The organism is Breznakibacter xylanolyticus (assembly GCF_003254275.1).
Classification (GTDB): domain Bacteria; phylum Bacteroidota; class Bacteroidia; order Bacteroidales; family Marinilabiliaceae; genus Breznakibacter; species Breznakibacter xylanolyticus.
In genome coordinates this window covers 117,191-135,760 of the sequence record NZ_QKZK01000011.1, presented here as the reverse complement: position 1 = coordinate 135,760, position 18,570 = coordinate 117,191, and the positions used below count along the sequence as shown (strand labels likewise).

13 protein-coding genes and 1 tRNA gene are annotated in these 18,570 nt (G+C 48.1%); 9 read left to right on the top strand and 5 right to left on the bottom strand.

Annotated elements, in window-relative coordinates:
• Nucleotides 1-104: 104 nt before the first annotated feature.
• From LX69_RS08425 to LX69_RS08405, 5 genes are all read left to right on the top strand, one after another.
• A complete protein-coding gene (locus tag LX69_RS08425) occupies nucleotides 105-1,424 on the top strand; it encodes a SpoIID/LytB domain-containing protein (protein WP_111445426.1) in 1,320 nt (439 codons plus the stop codon).
• Nucleotides 1,425-2,717 carry an MFS transporter gene (locus tag LX69_RS08420; RefSeq protein ID WP_111445424.1) on the top strand — a complete coding sequence of 431 codons (1,293 nt, stop codon included), beginning with the start codon at nucleotides 1,425-1,427 and terminating at the stop codon, nucleotides 2,715-2,717.
• Nucleotides 2,698-3,171, top strand: a complete 474-nt coding sequence (locus tag LX69_RS08415; protein ID WP_111445422.1) for a Rieske (2Fe-2S) protein — start codon at nucleotides 2,698-2,700, stop codon at nucleotides 3,169-3,171. The genes LX69_RS08420 and LX69_RS08415 overlap by 20 nt, the downstream gene beginning before the upstream one ends.
• 58 nt (nucleotides 3,172-3,229) lie before the next feature.
• Complete coding sequence (locus tag LX69_RS08410) at nucleotides 3,230-4,387, top strand: peroxiredoxin family protein (RefSeq protein ID WP_170124303.1); 1,158 nt, start codon at nucleotides 3,230-3,232, stop codon at nucleotides 4,385-4,387.
• Nucleotides 4,388-4,468: 81 nt separating this feature from the next.
• Nucleotides 4,469-5,629 (top strand): TlpA disulfide reductase family protein, encoded by a 1,161-nt coding sequence (locus tag LX69_RS08405; protein ID WP_111445418.1) that lies wholly within the window; start codon nucleotides 4,469-4,471, stop codon nucleotides 5,627-5,629.
• A 474-nt stretch (nucleotides 5,630-6,103) separates the two neighbouring features.
• Here LX69_RS08405 and LX69_RS08400 read toward each other — a convergent pair whose 3' ends face one another.
• The 4 genes from LX69_RS08400 to LX69_RS08385 all read right to left on the bottom strand — a co-directional run bounded on the left by LX69_RS08400 (nucleotide 6,104) and on the right by LX69_RS08385 (nucleotide 12,445).
• A complete protein-coding gene (locus LX69_RS08400) occupies nucleotides 6,104-7,264 on the bottom strand; it encodes a hybrid sensor histidine kinase/response regulator (RefSeq protein ID WP_111445416.1) in 1,161 nt (386 codons plus the stop codon).
• The gene (locus LX69_RS08395) at nucleotides 7,254-10,232 is read right to left on the bottom strand and encodes an ATP-binding protein (RefSeq protein ID WP_111445414.1); all 2,979 of its coding nucleotides are present in this window, start codon (nucleotides 10,230-10,232) and stop codon (nucleotides 7,254-7,256) included. The genes LX69_RS08400 and LX69_RS08395 overlap by 11 nt, the downstream gene beginning before the upstream one ends.
• A 94-nt stretch (nucleotides 10,233-10,326) precedes the next feature.
• Nucleotides 10,327-10,977, bottom strand: a complete 651-nt coding sequence (locus tag LX69_RS08390; protein WP_111445412.1) for a response regulator transcription factor — start codon at nucleotides 10,975-10,977, stop codon at nucleotides 10,327-10,329.
• Between the two features lie 16 nt (nucleotides 10,978-10,993).
• Nucleotides 10,994-12,445 (bottom strand): PAS domain S-box protein, encoded by a 1,452-nt coding sequence (locus LX69_RS08385; protein WP_111445410.1) that lies wholly within the window; start codon nucleotides 12,443-12,445, stop codon nucleotides 10,994-10,996.
• Between the two features lie 408 nt (nucleotides 12,446-12,853).
• Here LX69_RS08385 and lysS point away from each other — a divergent pair, with 408 nt between their 5' ends.
• The 3 genes from lysS (at nucleotide 12,854) to LX69_RS08370 (ending at nucleotide 17,071) form a co-directional block, all read left to right on the top strand.
• Nucleotides 12,854-14,578, top strand: a complete 1,725-nt coding sequence (gene lysS / locus LX69_RS08380; protein WP_111445408.1) for a lysine--tRNA ligase — start codon at nucleotides 12,854-12,856, stop codon at nucleotides 14,576-14,578.
• A gap of 138 nt (nucleotides 14,579-14,716) precedes the next feature.
• The gene (locus LX69_RS08375) at nucleotides 14,717-15,712 is read left to right on the top strand and encodes an NAD(P)H-dependent glycerol-3-phosphate dehydrogenase (protein WP_111445406.1); all 996 of its coding nucleotides are present in this window, start codon (nucleotides 14,717-14,719) and stop codon (nucleotides 15,710-15,712) included.
• 21 nt (nucleotides 15,713-15,733) lie between these two features.
• Nucleotides 15,734-17,071 carry a glucose-6-phosphate isomerase gene (locus LX69_RS08370; protein WP_111445404.1) on the top strand — a complete coding sequence of 446 codons (1,338 nt, stop codon included), beginning with the start codon at nucleotides 15,734-15,736 and terminating at the stop codon, nucleotides 17,069-17,071.
• Between the two features lie 697 nt (nucleotides 17,072-17,768).
• On the opposite strand, the gene LX69_RS08365 is transcribed toward LX69_RS08370, so the two are convergent.
• Entirely contained in the window at nucleotides 17,769-18,380 is a 612-nt protein-coding gene (locus tag LX69_RS08365) for an HAD family hydrolase (RefSeq protein WP_111445403.1), read from the bottom strand.
• Between the two features lie 81 nt (nucleotides 18,381-18,461).
• Between LX69_RS08365 and LX69_RS08360 the strand changes: the two genes are divergently transcribed.
• A tRNA-Ile gene (locus LX69_RS08360) sits at nucleotides 18,462-18,535 on the top strand.
• The last annotated feature ends 35 nt before the right edge of the window (nucleotides 18,536-18,570 follow it).

Genomic DNA, 18,570 nt, shown 5'->3' with positions numbered 1-18,570 from the left:
TCGGGAAAAAAGAAATCTTCATTAATCTTTTATAACAGTTCAACCCATTCTCCTGCCTGTGTGCCTGTTAATTTCCTATTTTTACATCATTCAAAACAGAACAGATGCAACCACTATTACGAATAGGCATACTCACTCACCCCTCCATATCATTTACGCTTAAAGATTCATTTCTGATAGACGGTTGTGAGCAAATCCTCCTGCAGGGCTCATACACGGCCTTATTCAATAACAATAGCATTCAAATATCCGGCAATGGCATTGTTCTGAATGCAACATCGTTTCTTCTAAAATCAGACTCCACCGAAGCAGGTTTCGTGATTCACAATGTCAAAATTGGCATTCAGTTTCATTGGGAAAGGCACGAAGATCAGGAATTCAAAGGTGCCCTTCAACTCTTGATTGATGACAACAACGTGGTGGCCATCAACCACACCCCCATCGAAGAATACCTCACCAGCGTCATCTCGTCGGAAATGAGCGCCACCTCATCCTTAGAACTATTAAAAGCCCACGCAGTGATATCACGCAGTTGGGTAATGGCTCAAATCGAAAAGAACCTGCGATTACAAACCAAGGATGCAACCTATCAGTCGTTTGTGCAAACCGAGCAGGAACGCACTTGCTGGTACGACCGCGAAGACCATACGCTTTTTGATGTCTGTGCCGACGACCACTGTCAACGCTACCAGGGCATTCAAAAGGCCAACAACCCGGCTGTGGTCGAGGCCATTAACAACACCTATGGTTTGGTGCTCACTTATGACAATGCCATTTGCGACGCTCGCTTTTCAAAATGCTGCGGAGGCGTGAGCGAACGATTTGAGAACTGCTGGGAACCTGTTGAACACCCGTACCTGGTGCCTGTGCGCGACCTCAACGACGACTCATTGCCCGACCTGACCACTGAGCAGGGTGCCCGGGAATGGATCACCGGCAACCCACCGGCATTTTGCAACACCAATGACGCCCGCATTTTAAGCCAGGTACTGAACAACTACGACCAGGAAACCACCCGCTTTTTCCGATGGACCGTTGACTATACCCAAGACGAACTCAGCCGCCTGGCCAAAGAACGGTCGGGCATCGACTTTGGGGATATCATCGACCTACAACCATTGGAACGAGGGGCATCGGGACGCATCACCCGTCTGAAAATCATTGGCACAAAAATAACCTTCACCATTGGCAAGGAGCTTGAAATACGCAAAACACTCTCGACAACCCACCTCTACAGTTCAGCCTTTGTGGTCGACAAAACCAGCATCAATAACGCCATACGATTTACCCTCAGAGGCGCCGGATGGGGACACGGCGTGGGACTGTGCCAAATAGGAGCCGCAGTGATGGGCGACAAAGGTTATTCTTTCGAACAGATATTGATGCACTACTTCAAACACGCATCGCTGACCAAACGATACTAAATGAATTTTAAAACCAACACCCCAACACAAGCAACCACACGCTCCCCTTGGACATGGGTGCCTTCACTCTATTTTGCCGAAGGTCTGCCTTATGTGATGATTATGACCGTTTCGGTGATTTTTTACAAACGCATGGGCGTTGACAACAGCGACATCGCGTTTTACACCGGATGGCTTTATCTGCCATGGGTCATCAAACCATTTTGGAGCCCGGTGGTGGAAATGCTCAAAACCAAACGGTGGTGGATAACCGTGATGCAACTGATACTGGGGGCAGGCATGGGTTGCGTAGCGCTCACCATCCCACTGCCATCTTACTTTCAGCTCACGTTGCTCTTCTTTTGGCTGACAGCATTCAGTTCGGCCACCCACGACATTGCCGCTGATGGCTTTTACATCCTTGGGCTCAACGACAATCAGCAAAGCCTGTTCGTAGGCATCCGCAGCACCTTTTACCGCATTGCCATGATTACCGGCCAAGGCGCCCTGGTGATGCTGGCCGGCCGACTGGAAACCCTCACCGGCAACATCCCCCTGGCATGGAGCGTCACCTTTGGAGGAGTCGCCATCATCATGATTCTATGCGGGTTATACCACCTGTGGGCGCTCCCCAAGCCGGCCATCGACCGTCCCATCGCCATTGATGGTTCCTTTTGGAATGGCTTTGGAAACACCTTTGTCAGCTTTTTCTTGAAGAAAGACATTGGCCTCACCCTCGCATTCTTACTCCTGTTCCGACTGGCCGAGAGCCAGCTCGTAAAAATGGCCTCCCCGTTTTTGTTAGACGCCACAAACAAAGGCGGGCTGGGCATCGACACCGAAACGGTGGGCTTCATTTACGGCACCATCGGGCTTATAGCCCTGTCGGCGGGGGGCATTTTAGGCGGATTGGCGGCATCCAAACACGGGCTCAAACATTGGCTATGGTGGATGACCATTGCCATTAACGTCCCCAACATGGTGTATGTGATCATGGCATGGCTTCAACCCTCCAATCTTTGGCTCATCTCGGCCGGGGTGGCCATTGAGCAATTTGGTTATGGCTTTGGATTCACAGCTTTTATGCTTTACATGATTTACTACTCCGAAGGCGAGTCACAAACCGCCCACTTTGCCATCTGCACCGGATTCATGGCCCTGGGCATGATGCTCCCCGGCATGGCATCGGGATGGATCCAGGAATGGATGGGATACAAACTCTTTTTCATTTGGGTGATGCTCTGTACCATTCCCGGATTTATTTTGGTGCGCATCATCGACATTCACAAAGACTATGGAAAGACAAAAAAATAACAGTGATCGCCCCTCGCAATATCGCAGGTGGCAATGGGCATTAATCCTTTTGCTTGCTTTGGTCAACACCACCACAGCTTGCTATCCGCACGACGAAGCGCCCATACCCGAAGTATATGTCGATTCCTACCTTGATTTGCTGGATCCGTACTACAACGCCACCTCTTTTGAAGCCACCTACGACTACGAGGGCAACCTGATTGGCAACGGTGGCATTGTTGTTTATTACGATGGATATGAATATTATGCCTTCGACCGCATGTGCCCTTACGAAAACAGCACGTCATGCCTGGTTTACAACATGGGCGACGGGACAGCCATTTGCCCCGACTGCCACTCGGTGTACCTGATTGCCTCGCCCTCATGCAGCGTCATCAGCGGCCCATCGCCCTGGTCGCTCAAGCGCTATAACACCCGAGTGGTGAAAGATGACTTTCTGCACATTTACAACTAACGGGATACAAATCCCAAAGGCTACATATTTTTATATTTTTGCAAAAACGAAATACGTCATGCTGCGCAGCCTCTTCATTTTCACGCTAACCCTACTGATTTTTGCATCGTGCAAAAAAACTCCCCCGCCATCCTTTTCGCTCAAGATGGATTTAAATGGAATCAGCGATACCATCAATGTGTTACTCTACCGTTACGAACAAGGGTATGCCCCATTTGACACGGCACGGAAAGATGCACAGGGGTATTTCATCTTTACCAAGACCATCGATTCAACCAACTTTTTTCTGCTCAAACTACCCAATGGTCAATCCCTTCCCATGGTGTTGGGCCCTGTACCCACTTATCTGCACGCCGAAGCCAATAACCTGATTAACACGGCATCGTTCAGCAACAACTTGGCTTCGGATCAAATCAGGCGCTCCATGTTAGTGGCTCAGGATTTTAGCCACGCCATCAAAGAGCTCGCCACCCAATTAACCGACACACTAAAGCCCAAACCGAAAGCTGAATTCAAAGATTCACTCATCCGCCACATCGACACCATTCGAGTCGAATACGCCGCGCGACTGGAAGCCATCATCAGCGAAGCACGAACACCGGGCATCCTGCACGCCATTTTGCAACGCAGCGGCAATCAGCCCATCCTCACCCCTGCCAATAATCGCCAACTGTTTGTTGAAACCGACTCCTTTCTGTTTCGTCACTACGCCCACCTTACGCCGGTGAAACAGTTTCACTACCAATTGGATTCAACATTCAACAACATTGACTCCCTCACATCGGTTCATCGGGGCGAGCAGCTGCCCGATGCCGGATTGAAAAACATCTGGGACGAACACATCTCCCTGTTTCGCTTTCGCGGTCGCCCGCTTCTGGTGGTGGTATGGAGTCCTAATGACTCAATGTGCAACCAAATCGTCACGCAAAGCCGACAAATCATCAAACAGTTTAAGCCCAAAGGGCTTGAGGTTTACATGGTAGCCGTGGACACCGTCAAAACCAACTGGACACAATCCATCGACCAGCACCGCCTGGCTTGTTGGCATGTCTCGGATCTACAGGGTCACGCCTCTCCAATACTCCACAAATGGGGCATCCGCTCACTTCCGGCAACATTTCTGCTCAACGTCAAAGGCGAGATTGAAGAAAAGAACCTTGAAGGCAACCATTTAATGAACAAACTGACCCAACTGCTCCCCGACAAAGAGAAGTGATTTTTGAATGAGCCTACTAGACGTTTCAAAAATTAGTTTATTTTTGGGCAACGAAATCCAAATCACACAAAAACAACCACAATGAAGCACCTCCTATTGATACTGCCTCTGGCCTTTGCATTGGCATCGTGCAACTTATCGAACGAGTACAAAATATCCGGAGAAATTGACAACGGCAAAGATAAAACGCTCATTCTCGAAAGAATTGACCTGGCACAAAACGTGGTGGTCGACTCAGTGAAACTCAACGACAACGGCCGGTTCTCGTTCAAAGGAAAGCGCCTGGACGAACCCACCTTTTTTCGTCTGCGTTTCGACAGCAAAAACTTTATCACCCTGCTGGCCGATTCGTCCGAACACATCGAAATTGTAGCCAATACCCCGAACCTGGAGGACAGCTACACCGTAAAGAACTCACTGGGTTCCAACTTCATTAAAATCCTCAACCGCAAGTTAAAACTGACTCGTCAAACCCTCGACAGCCTTACCAACCTGTACGGAACGCTGGCAGTTGACGACCGCGTGCGTAAAACCATGATTGAACGCGAATATCTGGAAGCCCTCAACGACCACAAAAAATTCATCGGTAGCTTTGTGATGCAAAACCCACGCTCATTTGCCAGTTACTATGCCCTGTTTCAGGAAATGGCCGGCGGAACGATGGTGATGAACGTGTTTGACAAAAATGACCAAGTCTATTTTTCAACCCTGGCCACCAGCCTAAACCTCTTTTATCCCGAATCGGAACGGGTCAAACACCTTTATCAATACGTCCTTCAGGTGAAAACCATCCAAAAAAGAGAAGAAAACATTCAGCAATTGTTATCCACAGCTCAAAGCAGCATCCCCGAAATTAATGAAACGACCCCTGACGGGAACAGCGTGAGTCTGAAATCACAGCAAGGGAAAATCGTTCTCCTGTCGTTCTGGGCATCATGGGACGCCGCCTCGCGTAAGGAAAACAAAAATCTGAAACGTCTTTACGATAAATACAAAGCCAAAGGATTTGAAATTTACCAGGTATCGCTCGACCAAAGCAAAATATTGTGGGAAAATGCCATTGAGCAGGATCAACTCTCATGGATCAACGTGAGCGACCTGCAACGCAATGGAGCTCCGGCCGCAAGAGCTTACAACGTCCGATCAATCCCGGCCAACTACCTCATCAGCCGCGATGGCGACATCATCGGTAAAGACCTATTCGGAACCATGCTGGAAGAAAAACTTGACAAACTGTTCTGAATCAACAACAATAATGCAATGTCGTTAAGTTAAGAGAAGAAGACATAAGACTATGAGACAGATGATGAGATAAGGAAAGATATTTAGATCTGTCTTCTTCGTCTTCACAGTCTAATCTATCTGTCTGCTGTCTAAAATTCTTCTTGTCTTTTATTCGATTGTCACTAACTAAACGACATTGAATAATAATCTCACAAAAGAGGCGATGGAACAAACACCATCGCCTCTTTTGTGAGATAGCTACTATAAACTCTTTTGAGTTATCTGCTTTGTTATTTAAACGCATGGCGTAACAAAATAACTCAGCGCCTTCGCGCCTCAGCGTTTATTTTGACAAAGAGCCTCCGTGTCTACTATATAACAATTTTGAGTTATCTGCTTTGTTATTTAAACGCATGGCGTAACAAAATAACTCAGCGCCTTCGCGCCTTTGCGTTTATTCTGACTCTGTGTTCATTGAAAACTCCATTGCATCTATTTTTTCAGGAAGAATGAAGTGATGGTACCTTTGGCCGTTTCATTGTTACGAAACAACAACGTCCCCCCGTGTGACAAAAAGATGATTTGCGCCAGATGCAATTCCAAACTGGTGTTTCGATCGTGCGTCCACCCCTTCGAATTCATCGAATCGAACATATACACGGGGGCATCGTTCGAAAAGGGAGTCCCCTCATCGGCAATGGAACACCATACCCCGTCGTGACTATCGGTAATGGAAACATCAATGATGCCATCGTGCGAATAAACCACGCTCGACTCGATGAGCGCCTTGACGGCCTGCACCAATAAATCGTGATCGCCCTTCACCACCACACCGGGGGCATTGGTTTTAAACCGAATCACAATGCTCTTTTCTTTGGCTTGCTGAAGATAAATACCCACACAATTCTTCACGATAGCACTGATATTCACCTCGATAAACTCCTGCCTTTCGACCCCGCGCAACCGAATAAAAGCTATCTGCAAGGCGGTGTAAGAATATTTTTCGAGTTTCCGTACCGATTTCTCAAGCAGGTTCACCACCTCGTTCATTTCGTCGTTATCCTTATAATTCGACAACAAGCTCAACGACCCGACAATGCCGGTCAGAGGTGTCCGTATTTCGTGGCTAATGGACTTGAGAAATTCGTTCTGAGCCAAATCGAGCAATTTCAACTCGTTGTAAGCCTCTTCCAATTCCTCTTTGGCCTTACGAATTTCTTCGGTTTTCACCCGCACCTCTTCGGCCAGCCATCGAGCGGTGTCAATAAGTTTTTCGCGGCTCATCTTCAACTCCACATGTGTCCCTAAACGAGCCAGTAATTCATCGTGGTTAAATGGCTTGGTAAGGTAATCGACCCCTCCCACGCGAAACGCTTTGGTGATGCTATCGGTGTCGTCGCGCGCCGTGATAAAGATAATGGGGATATTCATCCGGTTGGGCATCTGCTTGATGCGGGCACAAGTTTCGAACCCATCCATATCTGGCATCATGATGTCTAACAGAATGGCATCGAAATCGGTGCGTTGCAACCATTGCAATGCCAATTGACCGTTGAAAGCATACTCCACGGCATAACCGGCCTCCATCAGGAGGTTCCCCAAAAGCTGTATGTTTTTACCGTTATCGTCAACAATCAACACCTTATGACTCATGACCTGCAATATTTCTTAAACACTGAATGTAATCCAATAAATTATAAATAGAACGCTGAATATTGGCCACATCAAACAACGACAGAGCATTGTCGAGCTGATGTCCCAAATCGTGCAAAATTTTAGCCCCCGTCACGGGCTCCAGCGTCTTGAGAAAACCGGCCAGCTGCTTCACCTGACTGTGCGGCTGGATATCCTGAAGCTGATCGATCAAAGTTAACATTTCGGGAGAGAAGAGCGACAACAATTTCACAGCCTCTTCGCCCTGAAGATCGTTGATACGCATAGCCGACATGGCCGAATGACCTGATGCTTCGTTGAACTGATCAATGATTTCGGACACCACCGATGGCAACAGCGGTTTCTTGAGCACAAAGGCAACGCCCTGTTCGCGCAAATCGGCCAGGTCGTACACCCCATATTTCGACACCACAATGACCAACGCCAGCTCCTGCGCCTCTTTGTGCCGTTTCCAATCGGCCATTTCATTACCCATGGGGTTAAAATAGGCAGCATCAGCAAACACCACACACACCTGATGCGACTCAATCAGCACAAAGGCCTCGGCCAGCGTGTTGACCACCATCAGGCGCTGGCGACCAGGCAATAACATTTTTTGAATCACCTTAGCCTCGGCAAAAGCCAAACCAATACCAATAACCAATGGCAATTCAACAATTTCGTCATCCTTAACCTCCTCATGATTAACAAAATTGGGATGCTCACATTTCACATGTCTCAACACCACCGAAAAACAGGATCCTTTACCTGGCGTGCTCACCACATTGATGGTGCCATCCATCAGCTCAGCCAGTTTTTTGGTGATGCTCAATCCCAGTCCGGTTCCGCCATATTTTTTGGCATCGTGCCCCTCGTGCTGCACAAAAGGCTCAAAAATTTTCGACAAATTGCTTTCAACAATGCCAATACCGGTATCGGCAACCTCAAAAGTCAAATCTCCGCTATCGTCGCTTTGCTCATCGTACGACACCTGCACCAACACTTCGCCCTGCTCGGTAAACTTAATGGCATTGCTCACCAAATTGAGCAAAATCTGCTTCACCCGTAATTCATCAAGCGACAGATAAGCCGGCAGTGCAGGATTGACCAAAATGCGAAAGTCAATGCCCTTTTGCACGTAGCGATATTGAAACATTTGCCTGACCTCTTCGAGCACGTAACGCAAGTCAATGGGCTCGGGCTTAATTTCGACTTTATCGGCCTCAATTTTTGACAAATCAAGAATATCATTGATTAAGCTCAACAGCGTTTCGCCACCATTGCGAATAGAATGCACATACTCAAGCAGGGCAGGATCGGAAATCTTACCTAACAACATTTGACTGAACCCGATGATGGCATTCATGGGCGTTCGGATTTCGTGCGAGAGATTGGCCAAAAAATAACTTTTCGTCTGATTGGCCTGCTCGGCAACCTCTTTTGAATGCGAAAGTTCCTGCATCAGCTCCTTGCGTCGACTCACATCCATCTGAACACCAATAATGCGCATTGGCTCCTTATTCGCATCGCGCTCCACGATACGGCCAATGAGCTGCGTCCACAAATATTTATCCTCACCGGTCTTGATGCGAATTTCGCACTCCATTTTATCGGTGAACCCCCTTTTGTGTTTGTAATAAGCACTGTAAATACGTCCAATGTCCAACGGATGAATCCGGCTTACCAGCCACGAAAATTCCCCATCGGCCATCTGAGGCTCAAAATTTAGCATTTGACAAAACACCGGATTGGTAATCACCCGATTGCCCTGCACGTAATAATCCCACATGCCAATATTACCGGCCGTCATGGCAAAATCGAGCCGTTGGCGTGTTTCGTATAGTTCTTTTTCAATACGCTTGGTATCATTTATCTCCATGGAAGTAACCGACACCTGTGCCACTCTGCCATTGGCGTCAAATATCGGCATCAGGGCATTGTACGTTTGAAATACCACGCCACCCAAATTAATCTCCATCATGGCATAATGAGGATGTCCATCCTGAATGACCCGTACGACATTCAACTGAACCTGTTCAACATAGCCGGGCGGAAACACGTCAATCACCCGCTTGCCCACAATATCCTCACGCTTCACGCGCATCGAATCAGTCAATAACTTATTGGCTGTCACCAATCGACCATCGGCCGAAACAATGTATATAGCCGCCTTAAACGAATCGATGATATTTTGCACCAATGGAATCTCAACCACGCCTTGCTCTTCACCCACCGACACGGCACCCGAGAATCGCAACACACACCCAAGGCTCCCTTCTCCGTTTCGTTGAAGGGGTTTCACAATATATTTCATGACCAACGGCTCACCCGTGCGTGAAAAGAAAGTCGCAATGCGCGGATACACCAGGTTGCCCACCAAAATCATGTCGTTTTCAGTAGTTCGAACCACCTCGGCAAAAGGATGTCCCCACAAATCAGATTCATCACACTCCAACAACCGCAAAGCCACGGCATTGACGCGACGAATAATTTGTTTTTCATCCATCACAATAATCCCCTCTTCAACCGCATCCATCGATGCCTGCACCCGTTCATCAATTTGAAGGCACTTATGGGAAAAATCCAACATAATGCCCGACAAACATTTACGCCCCCCTTCTTCGCGAATAACACAACCCTTATCCATCACCCAAAAGCAACGCCCATCGCGATGCATCAGCCGATATTCGAGGACATAAGGCTCGTCGGAATGGATGATCGCAGCCCATTTACCCTTCACGGATGCAACATCATCGACATGTACACATTGCATGAACGACACATCTCCACTCATAAATGCATCAGAACGATACCCGGTGAGGGATTCTATAAAAGGGGAAATATAAGAAGGAAGGAGAGACTCCCCAACTGAAAACCGGTACATCACAACCGAAAGTTGCTGAGCCATATCGCTCAACACTCGCTGCTCAAACACAGACGACACATCACCAACAGACATCTCACTCATAACGGTTAGATTAAAGTGCAGAATTCACCCGCCACACACATGCTTGTGAACAAAAAAAGCCGGATTAACCGGCAATTTATCTCATATAAGGTCATTAAACTGGCTGCACCAACTTATGCTTGATGGCATACATCACCAAGCTGGCACTATTTTTACAATTGGTCTTGGCCAGCAAGTTGCTGCGATGCCCCTTCACCGTTTGCGCACTAATGCAAAGACGATCGCCAATTTCCTCATTGGTAAGTCCTTCGCAAATCAGCCCAAGCACTTCCACCTCACGCACCGATAGGCCGTCTTTATCGGGCACCGGATCATGCGACTTCTTATTCATCCCCGAGATGATTTTACGCAACAATTCGTTTGAGAAATAACTTTCCCCGTCAACCACCGATTGAATGGCTCGCTCAATTTCCTTGATGCCCGAGTCTTTCAACAAAAAGCCCTTTACGCCGGCTTCAATCATTTTATAGTAATATTCTTCGTCACCATGCATCGACAAGGCCAGCACCATTAAATCGGGGAAACGTTCCCGAGCCCGGCGGGTGGCTTCAATGCCATCCATCACCGGCATCGAAATATCCATCAGCACCAAATCGGGCAATGGTTCCGACAATTTATTGATGAAATCCTGTCCATTGGCGGCTTCAGCCACCACTTTCCCAATTTGTTCGATTTCAATCAAATTCTTCAATCCTTCTCTGAATATTTTATGATCATCCACTAAAAAAAGTCTCAGGCCATCCATAATAGTTGAGGTTTTATCATGACAAAATAAATTTACATCCAATATAGGTACCGGCACCGGCACCCGATTCTATTTCAATATTCCCGCCCATGCTCACCACACGGCTCTTCATATTGGCCAAGCCGTTGCCTCGTCGTTGCTGAATGAGGGCATCCACATCGAAACCAATGCCATCATCGCGATACGACATGGTCACCCGATTATTCTCTCGCACGATGTACACGTCCACTTCCGAAGCACAAGCGTGTTTGATGGTATTATTGACACTCTCGCCCACAATTCGAAAAATGGTGGCCTCCAAATCGTCTGGCAATCGCTCTGGAATAGTGCACCTTAAATTACATTTTAATTCCGACATATCGTTCACCCTATCAAAAATACTTTTGATAGCCGCTTCCAAACCAAAGTTCACCAAGGTTGTCGGACTCAGACGATTCGAAATTTGACGCACACTCTGAATGGTTTCATCAAGGGTCATCTCAATTTTTTGGAGTGCCTGATTTTTATCGACTTTTGAGTTGGGCTTATTCATCCACTGAAGATAAAGTTTCACGGTCGATAGCAGCGGCCCGATGCCGTCGTGCAATTCCTGAGCAAAATGCCGACGCTCCGACTCCTCTGTCTGGATGATGGTTTGTAAAATGCGCTTTTCGGTCTCCTTGCGCTCGGTGGTATCACGCAACATCAACAACAATGCCTCGGTGCCCTGAAACTGCACCACGTGACCGTTAATCTCAAAACTCTTCCATTGGGCATCGGAAGTACGTATCACAGTCTCGAACAACAACGCATTGGAATGGTTGATGCCCGTAAAAAACTGCATCGTATTTTTCACATAATCATTATGAATGATGCCTAAAAAATTAATCAGCCCCAGATCGTCACGCGAGAACCCAAAACCGGAGCAAGCCTGCTCATTGGCTTCAGCCACAATCCCTCCCTTATCGACAATGACGATGGGGTCGCGGCTACTATTAAATATATCGCGGAATTTTTTTTCTTCAATTTTCAGACGATTCAACAAACGACTCAATTCCTTGTTTTTTTTCTGCAAGTCGGAAATCAAATAGTCGTTCTGTTTGCGAAGATTGTGTTTATCGATGGCCTTATCGATGATGCCCTTGAGGTTCCCGGCCTGATAAGGCTTGAGCACATAATGAAACACCCCGCCGATGTTAAAAGCATCCATGATGGTGTGATTATCAGGGGTTCCGGTGACCAAAATGCGCTCGGTACGCGGGTGCAATGTGGCTGCATCACGCAAAAAAACAATGCCCGGCTGCTCTCGCTGCATCTGCTCCACCACCATCACTTTCACATCGTGCGTCTTGAGCAATGCAAAAGCTTCCGACGGGGTTTCGGCCGTTAGAATGGTGTAGTGCTTTTTAAACAAGAGCCGGAATAAATCAAGACTATCTTGCTCCGGGTCAACTACCAGCACAATATCTTGATGCTGTGCGCTCGTCATAGATAATAAAAGATGTTAAGGTGAAAGGGCAAAAGAATTAACTTTTGATTAACACATAAAACTACAATAAACACACTAACGACCCAAAAATATTTGACGAAACCCCACAAAGAGGTGACCACACGACCTTTTAGATGGACAGGCAACCATCAAAAACAGCAAACAGAATAGACCGGTACCCACCGGGATATAAAAGGCAAAAGGACCAAAACCCACAGGACAATAAGGCGGTATTGAAACGACAATAAAAGCCAATGGCACACCGCCCTATTTATAGGATTCGCACAATCATTTTAAACCCTACATTACACCCGAAATGATTATCTTTGCACCGATTTTACCCTAACACAAGGGTAACCATCAGAGCATGACGCAGTTTACTAATAGTCAAACAAAGCATTCATATAAATGAACACATTGGATTTAAGCGAACAAGAGCTCATCAGACGTGAGAGCCTCAAAGAGATGCAAAAACTGGGCATCAACCCGTTTCCCGCCCACCTGTACCCCGTTAGCCACTACACCCAGGAAATCAAGGATGGTTTTGAAACCAACCCCGATGCCTATCAGGAAGTGTGTCTGGCCGGTCGCATCATGAGCCGACGCATCATGGGCAATGCCTCGTTCGCCGAAATCAAGGACATGCAAGGTCGTTTGCAGGTCTATTTCCGCCGCGACGACCTCTGCCCCGGCGACGATAAAACCATGTACAACACCGTGTTCAAGCGTTTGCTCGACATTGGCGACATCATTGGCGTAAAAGGATATGTATTTAAAACCCAAATGGGTGAAACATCGGTGTACGTGAAGGAATTGACCGTCCTGGCCAAATCCATCAAACCACTGCCCATTGTGAAGGAAAAAGACGGGCAATTGTTCGATGCCTTTACCGACCCCGAGCAACGCTACCGCATGCGTTACGTCGACCTGATTGTCAACGACCACGTGAAGGATACCTTTATCAAGCGCAGCAAAATTATCAACACCATGCGCAACTTCTTCAATGAGAAGGGGTATCTCGAAGTGGAAACACCCATCCTGCAATCCATTCCCGGTGGTGCCACTGCGCGCCCCTTTATCACGCACCACAACGCCCTCAACATACCGCTTTACCTCCGAATTGCCAACGAACTTTACCTCAAACGTCTGATTGTGGGCGGCTTTGACGGCGTGTACGAGTTTGCCAAGGACTTCCGCAACGAAGGCATGGATCGCACGCACAACCCCGAGTTCACCGTAATGGAAATTTACGTGGCCTACAAAGACTACAAGTGGATGATGGACTTCACCGAAGAGATGATTGAACGCGTGGCACTGGCCTTGCACGGAACCACACAGGTGCAACTGGGCGACAAGGTCATCGACTTTAAACGTCCCTTTAAGCGCGTAACCATGATTGATGCCATTAAGGAACACACCGGCGTGGACATCACCGGCATGAACGAGGAACAACTGCGCGAAGTGTGTGGCAACCTCAACATCGAAGCCGACGCCTCTATGGGCAAAGGCAAACTGATTGATGAAATTTTTGGCGAGAAGTGCGAACACCACTATATCCAACCCACCTTTATCACCGACTACCCCGTGGAGATGTCGCCCCTGTGTAAGAAACACCGCGACAACCCCGAACTGACCGAACGCTTTGAGCTGATGGTCAACGGCAAAGAGCTGGCCAATGCCTACTCAGAACTCAACGATCCCATCGACCAGTTGGAACGTTTTCAGGATCAGCTGCGCCTGTCGGAAAAAGGGGACGACGAGGCCATGTTCATCGACCACGACTTTGTGCGATCGCTCGAATATGGCATGCCTCCCACCTCGGGCATGGGCATCGGCATCGACCGCCTGACCATGTTCATGACCAACCAGGCCAGCATTCAGGACGTGCTTTTCTTCCCCCAAATGAAACCCGAGAAGAAAGCCGAAAAAGATGGCGACGACAAATTCACCGCCATGGGCATCCCCACCGAATGGGTGCCGGTGGTGCGCAAGGCCGGTTTCAACAAGGCTGAAGAGCTCAAACAACTCAACCCCAACAAACTCCATCAGGACCTGTGTGGGTTGAACAAGAAAATGAAACTGGAACTGAAAAATCCTTCAAAAGAAGAAGTCGCAGCATGGATTGGGGCTTAACCCTCATCAGGCACAGCCCATTATTCTTATCCCTGACAGGCAACCCCTGTCGGGGATAGACATTTATAGACATCAACGCAAAAACGGCGGCAAAACAAAACGCTCACACCTCCGTTACAGCATATAAAACAACATCTTATGGATGAAATATCGAAAATAGGGGTCATTGGCAGCGGCAGCTGGGCAACAGCCATCGCCAAAATTTTACTGGCCAATGTACCATCTATCAACTGGTACTTCAGAAGCGATGACCAAATCAAGCAATTCAAGGCCAAACACCACAACCCGAGTTACCTCACGGGCGTGCTGTTCGACACCGACCGCATCCACTTTTCGAGCGACATCAACGAAGTGGTGCAGAACTCCGACACACTGGTGTTTGCCGTGCCATCGGCCTTTGTGAAATCGGCCATTCAACCGCTCACGGTGTCGCTTAAAGACAAGTTCATTGTTTCGGCCATCAAAGGTTTGGTGCCCGACGAGCACCTCATCATGGGGAGTTATTTCCATAAGATACACGGGGTGCCCATCGACCGGGTGGGCGTGATTACCGGCCCCTGTCACGCCGAAGAGGTGGCGCTTGAACGTCTCTCGTACCTGACCATCGCCTGTCAGGACATCCGCCTGGGGCGTGAACTGGCCGCACTGCTCACCTGTTCATTCATCATGACCACCGTCACCGACGACATCTATGGCACCGAATACGCGGCCGTGCTCAAAAACATTATGGCCATTGCTTCGGGGATATGCCACGGGCTGGGCTATGGCGACAACTTTCAGGCGGTGCTCATCTCCAACGCCATACAGGAGATGAAACGCTTTGTGGACACCGTGCATCCCATCTCGCGCGACATCAAAAGCTCGGCCTACCTGGGCGACCTGTTGGTGACCTGCTACTCGCAGTTCAGCCGCAACCGTACCTTTGGCACCATGCTGGGCAAAGGCTATTCAGTAAAAAGCGCCCAAATGGAAATGCTCATGATTGCCGAAGGTTACTACGCCGTGAAAAGCATTAAGGAAATCAACGACAAATACAAAGTGAACATGCCCATCACCGATGCTGTTTATAACATCATCTACGAAAAAATATCGCCGGCACTCGAAATCCGGCTCCTCACCGAACAACTGCGATAAACACAAACTAATATCAAAAAAATGGAGAATTTAAAGATTAACATTTCAAAAAGCGGCGTCGCAGCGGACGTCGTGAAAGGTTATGAAAAACAAGCTCTCGAAAACCTTTCGGCTCTGTACAACAAAACCGGCAAGGGGAACGACTTTTTGGGCTGGGTGGAATTGCCCGCTCAAATCACCGACGCCCAATTTGCCGACCTGGAAGCCACTGCAGCTGCCATCCGTGCCAAAGCCGACTACGTGGTGGTGGTGGGCATCGGCGGAAGCTACCTGGGCGCCCGCGCGGTCATCGACGGCCTCAACAACAGCTTCGACTGGCTGCAAACCAGCCGCAAAAATCCGGTAATCCTTTACGCCGGACAAAACATTGGCGAAGATTACACCCACGAACTGCTCGAGTTCCTGCAAGACAAATCGTTTGCCGTGGTGGTAATTTCCAAATCGGGCACCACCACCGAGCCGGCCATCGCCTTCCGCCTACTCAAAGAACTGGTGGAAAAGAAGTATTCAAAAACTGAAGCCAAAGAACGCATTGTGGCCATCACCGATGCCAAAAAAGGCGCCCTGCGCACGCTGGCCACTCAGGAAGGTTACAAAACATTTGTGATTCCCGACGACGTGGGCGGCCGCTTCTCAGTGCTGACACCCGTGGGTCTGTTGCCCATTGCCATTGCCGGACACAACATCCGCCAACTGGTGAAAGGTGCCGTTGACATGAAAGGATTGACCGCACCGGGCGTGGCATTCGACCAAAACCCGGCCGCTCAATATGCTGCCGTGCGCAACGAACTGCACAAAAAAGGCAAAGCCATTGAAATTTTGGTGAACTATCAGCCCAAGCTGCACTTTTTCACCGAATGGTGGAAACAGCTTTACGGCGAAAGCGAAGGGAAAGACAACAAAGGCATCTTCCCCGCCGGCGTGGACTTTTCAACCGACCTGCACTCCATGGGACAATGGATTCAGGAAGGGGTGCGCAACATTTTTGAAACCGTGGTGACCGTGAAGTCGCCCAACACCAAAGTGGTGGTTCCCAACGATGCCGCCGACCTTGACGGACTCAACTTTCTGGCCGGCAAACGTGTAGACGAGGTCAATAAAATGGCCGAACTGGGAACCCTGGTGGCTCACGTTGACGGCAATGTGCCCAACATCATGGTCGAAATCCCACAACTGAACGAGTATTACCTGGGACAGATGATTTATTTCTTTGAAATTGCCTGTGGCATGAGTGGTTACATTCTGGGGGTAAACCCCTTTGACCAACCCGGCGTGGAGGCTTACAAGAAAAACATGTTCGCCCTGCTCGAAAAACCCGGCTACGAAGCCGAAACAAAAGCCATTAAAGCGAAATTGTAATCATTGAATTACAAAGTCATGCAATATGAGGGGGTTTCGAAAGAGACTCCCTTTTTTATTCATGATAAAATGGATGCAATGGATCACCAAGCCCTCAGAACCCATTAAAATCAATGTTGAAATGAGAAAAAGGATAAGCAAAAATCTCAAAGACAAGAAACAACACAGAGTCAAAATAAACGCAGTGGCGCGAAGGCGCTGAGTTGGTTTGAATATGTAGATTGCGTTTAAATATGAAAGCAGATAACTCAGCATTTAATCATCGTCCTCTACTTAACAAACTATGAACTACCCCTGAGTTGCAGTGAGATAAGATGAGAACCAGTGAGGAGAAAGAGCCTCAGTGCCACTCGATAAAAGAGTTATATAGTAGGAAGAAGAGGTGTGAGACGGTTTAAATATTTAGTTTATCAGCGTGCCGATTATTCCATAAAGAAGCAGGGCATTATAATTCTTCAATTGAAATAGGCACTTTGTAAATAATCTTAAAGCCCCAACGGAATGTATGATACCAGCTCTACAGCAACGTCGCAACAGCTTAATATCTCATCCTAATCAAATCCTAATCAAATCCAACTCGAATCCGATTATAACCCATTTATAATTGGATTGATGAAGTGTATAAACCGGATATATCAAATGGATTAATCTACCCAAGTGCGAAGCAAATACGAAGCTGCATCGAACACAATGCGGATTACAACCACTCGAGCCACTCCCGACCATAGGTCACCTGCCGGGCACGCATGCCAAGGGCTTGAGCCGCGGCCACATTATCGGCCGAGTCATCGAGAAATAAGGTATCTTCGGGCAATAGCCCGGCATCGTGCATCACATACAGATACGACTCGGGAGATGGCTTGCTAAGACCTATCTCGTGCGAATAATAAACCTTTTCGAAGAGGTTCCTGAGATCACTTTCACCGGGAACACGAAAAGCAAAGTCACGATGGTGCATCACATTGGTGTTGCTCAACACAAAGGTGCGATAACGGCTTTTGAGGGATCGGAGCCGATGGATGCGGTCGGGTTCGTATTCCAAAATCATCGCATTCCAGGCCCGCTCCACCTCATCATATGGCAACGGTCGTCCGGCCAGTTGACACAGATGCTCCACAAACCCCTGCTCCGACAGATGCCCGGTTTGAAACGCCTCAGCAAAACCGCCGCCACTGTACTTCGACACGTAGGGTGCCAGATCAGGCACACCCAGTGCTTTCATCTGATCAAAGGTTCTATTGAGGTCAATATCAACCACCACGCCCCCTAAATCGAAAACGATATTTCGAATCCCATCCGTCAATGCCATAAAAAGGTTTTCAAAAGGATTTGTTTGAATAAAATATCTTGCTATTTTTGCAGTCTCAAACGCAAAGATAACATTTTTGCCGGGCCTATAGCTCAGTTGGTTAGAGCACCTGACTCATAATCAGGGGGTCGTAGGATCATGCCCTACTGGGCCCACCCTTTTCGATGGCTGATAAGCAATTGCTTGTCAG

Coding starts and splice junctions, on each gene's coding strand:
- LX69_RS08425 (WP_111445426.1), top strand. CDS start 105: ATGCAACCACTATTACGAATAGGCATACTCACTCACCCCTCCATATCA.
- LX69_RS08400 (WP_111445416.1), bottom strand. CDS start 7,264: ATGAGTCATAAGGTGTTGATTGTTGACGATAACGGTAAAAACATACAG.
- LX69_RS08415 (WP_111445422.1), top strand. CDS start 2,698: ATGGAAAGACAAAAAAATAACAGTGATCGCCCCTCGCAATATCGCAGG.
- LX69_RS08375 (WP_111445406.1), top strand. CDS start 14,717: ATGGATGAAATATCGAAAATAGGGGTCATTGGCAGCGGCAGCTGGGCA.
- LX69_RS08405 (WP_111445418.1), top strand. CDS start 4,469: ATGAAGCACCTCCTATTGATACTGCCTCTGGCCTTTGCATTGGCATCG.
- LX69_RS08395 (WP_111445414.1), bottom strand. CDS start 10,232: ATGAGTGAGATGTCTGTTGGTGATGTGTCGTCTGTGTTTGAGCAGCGA.
- LX69_RS08390 (WP_111445412.1), bottom strand. CDS start 10,977: ATGGATGGCCTGAGACTTTTTTTAGTGGATGATCATAAAATATTCAGA.
- LX69_RS08385 (WP_111445410.1), bottom strand. CDS start 12,445: ATGACGAGCGCACAGCATCAAGATATTGTGCTGGTAGTTGACCCGGAG.
- LX69_RS08410 (WP_170124303.1), top strand. CDS start 3,230: ATGCTGCGCAGCCTCTTCATTTTCACGCTAACCCTACTGATTTTTGCA.
- lysS (WP_111445408.1), top strand. CDS start 12,854: ATGAACACATTGGATTTAAGCGAACAAGAGCTCATCAGACGTGAGAGC.
- LX69_RS08370 (WP_111445404.1), top strand. CDS start 15,734: ATGGAGAATTTAAAGATTAACATTTCAAAAAGCGGCGTCGCAGCGGAC.
- LX69_RS08365 (WP_111445403.1), bottom strand. CDS start 18,380: ATGGCATTGACGGATGGGATTCGAAATATCGTTTTCGATTTAGGGGGC.
- LX69_RS08420 (WP_111445424.1), top strand. CDS start 1,425: ATGAATTTTAAAACCAACACCCCAACACAAGCAACCACACGCTCCCCT.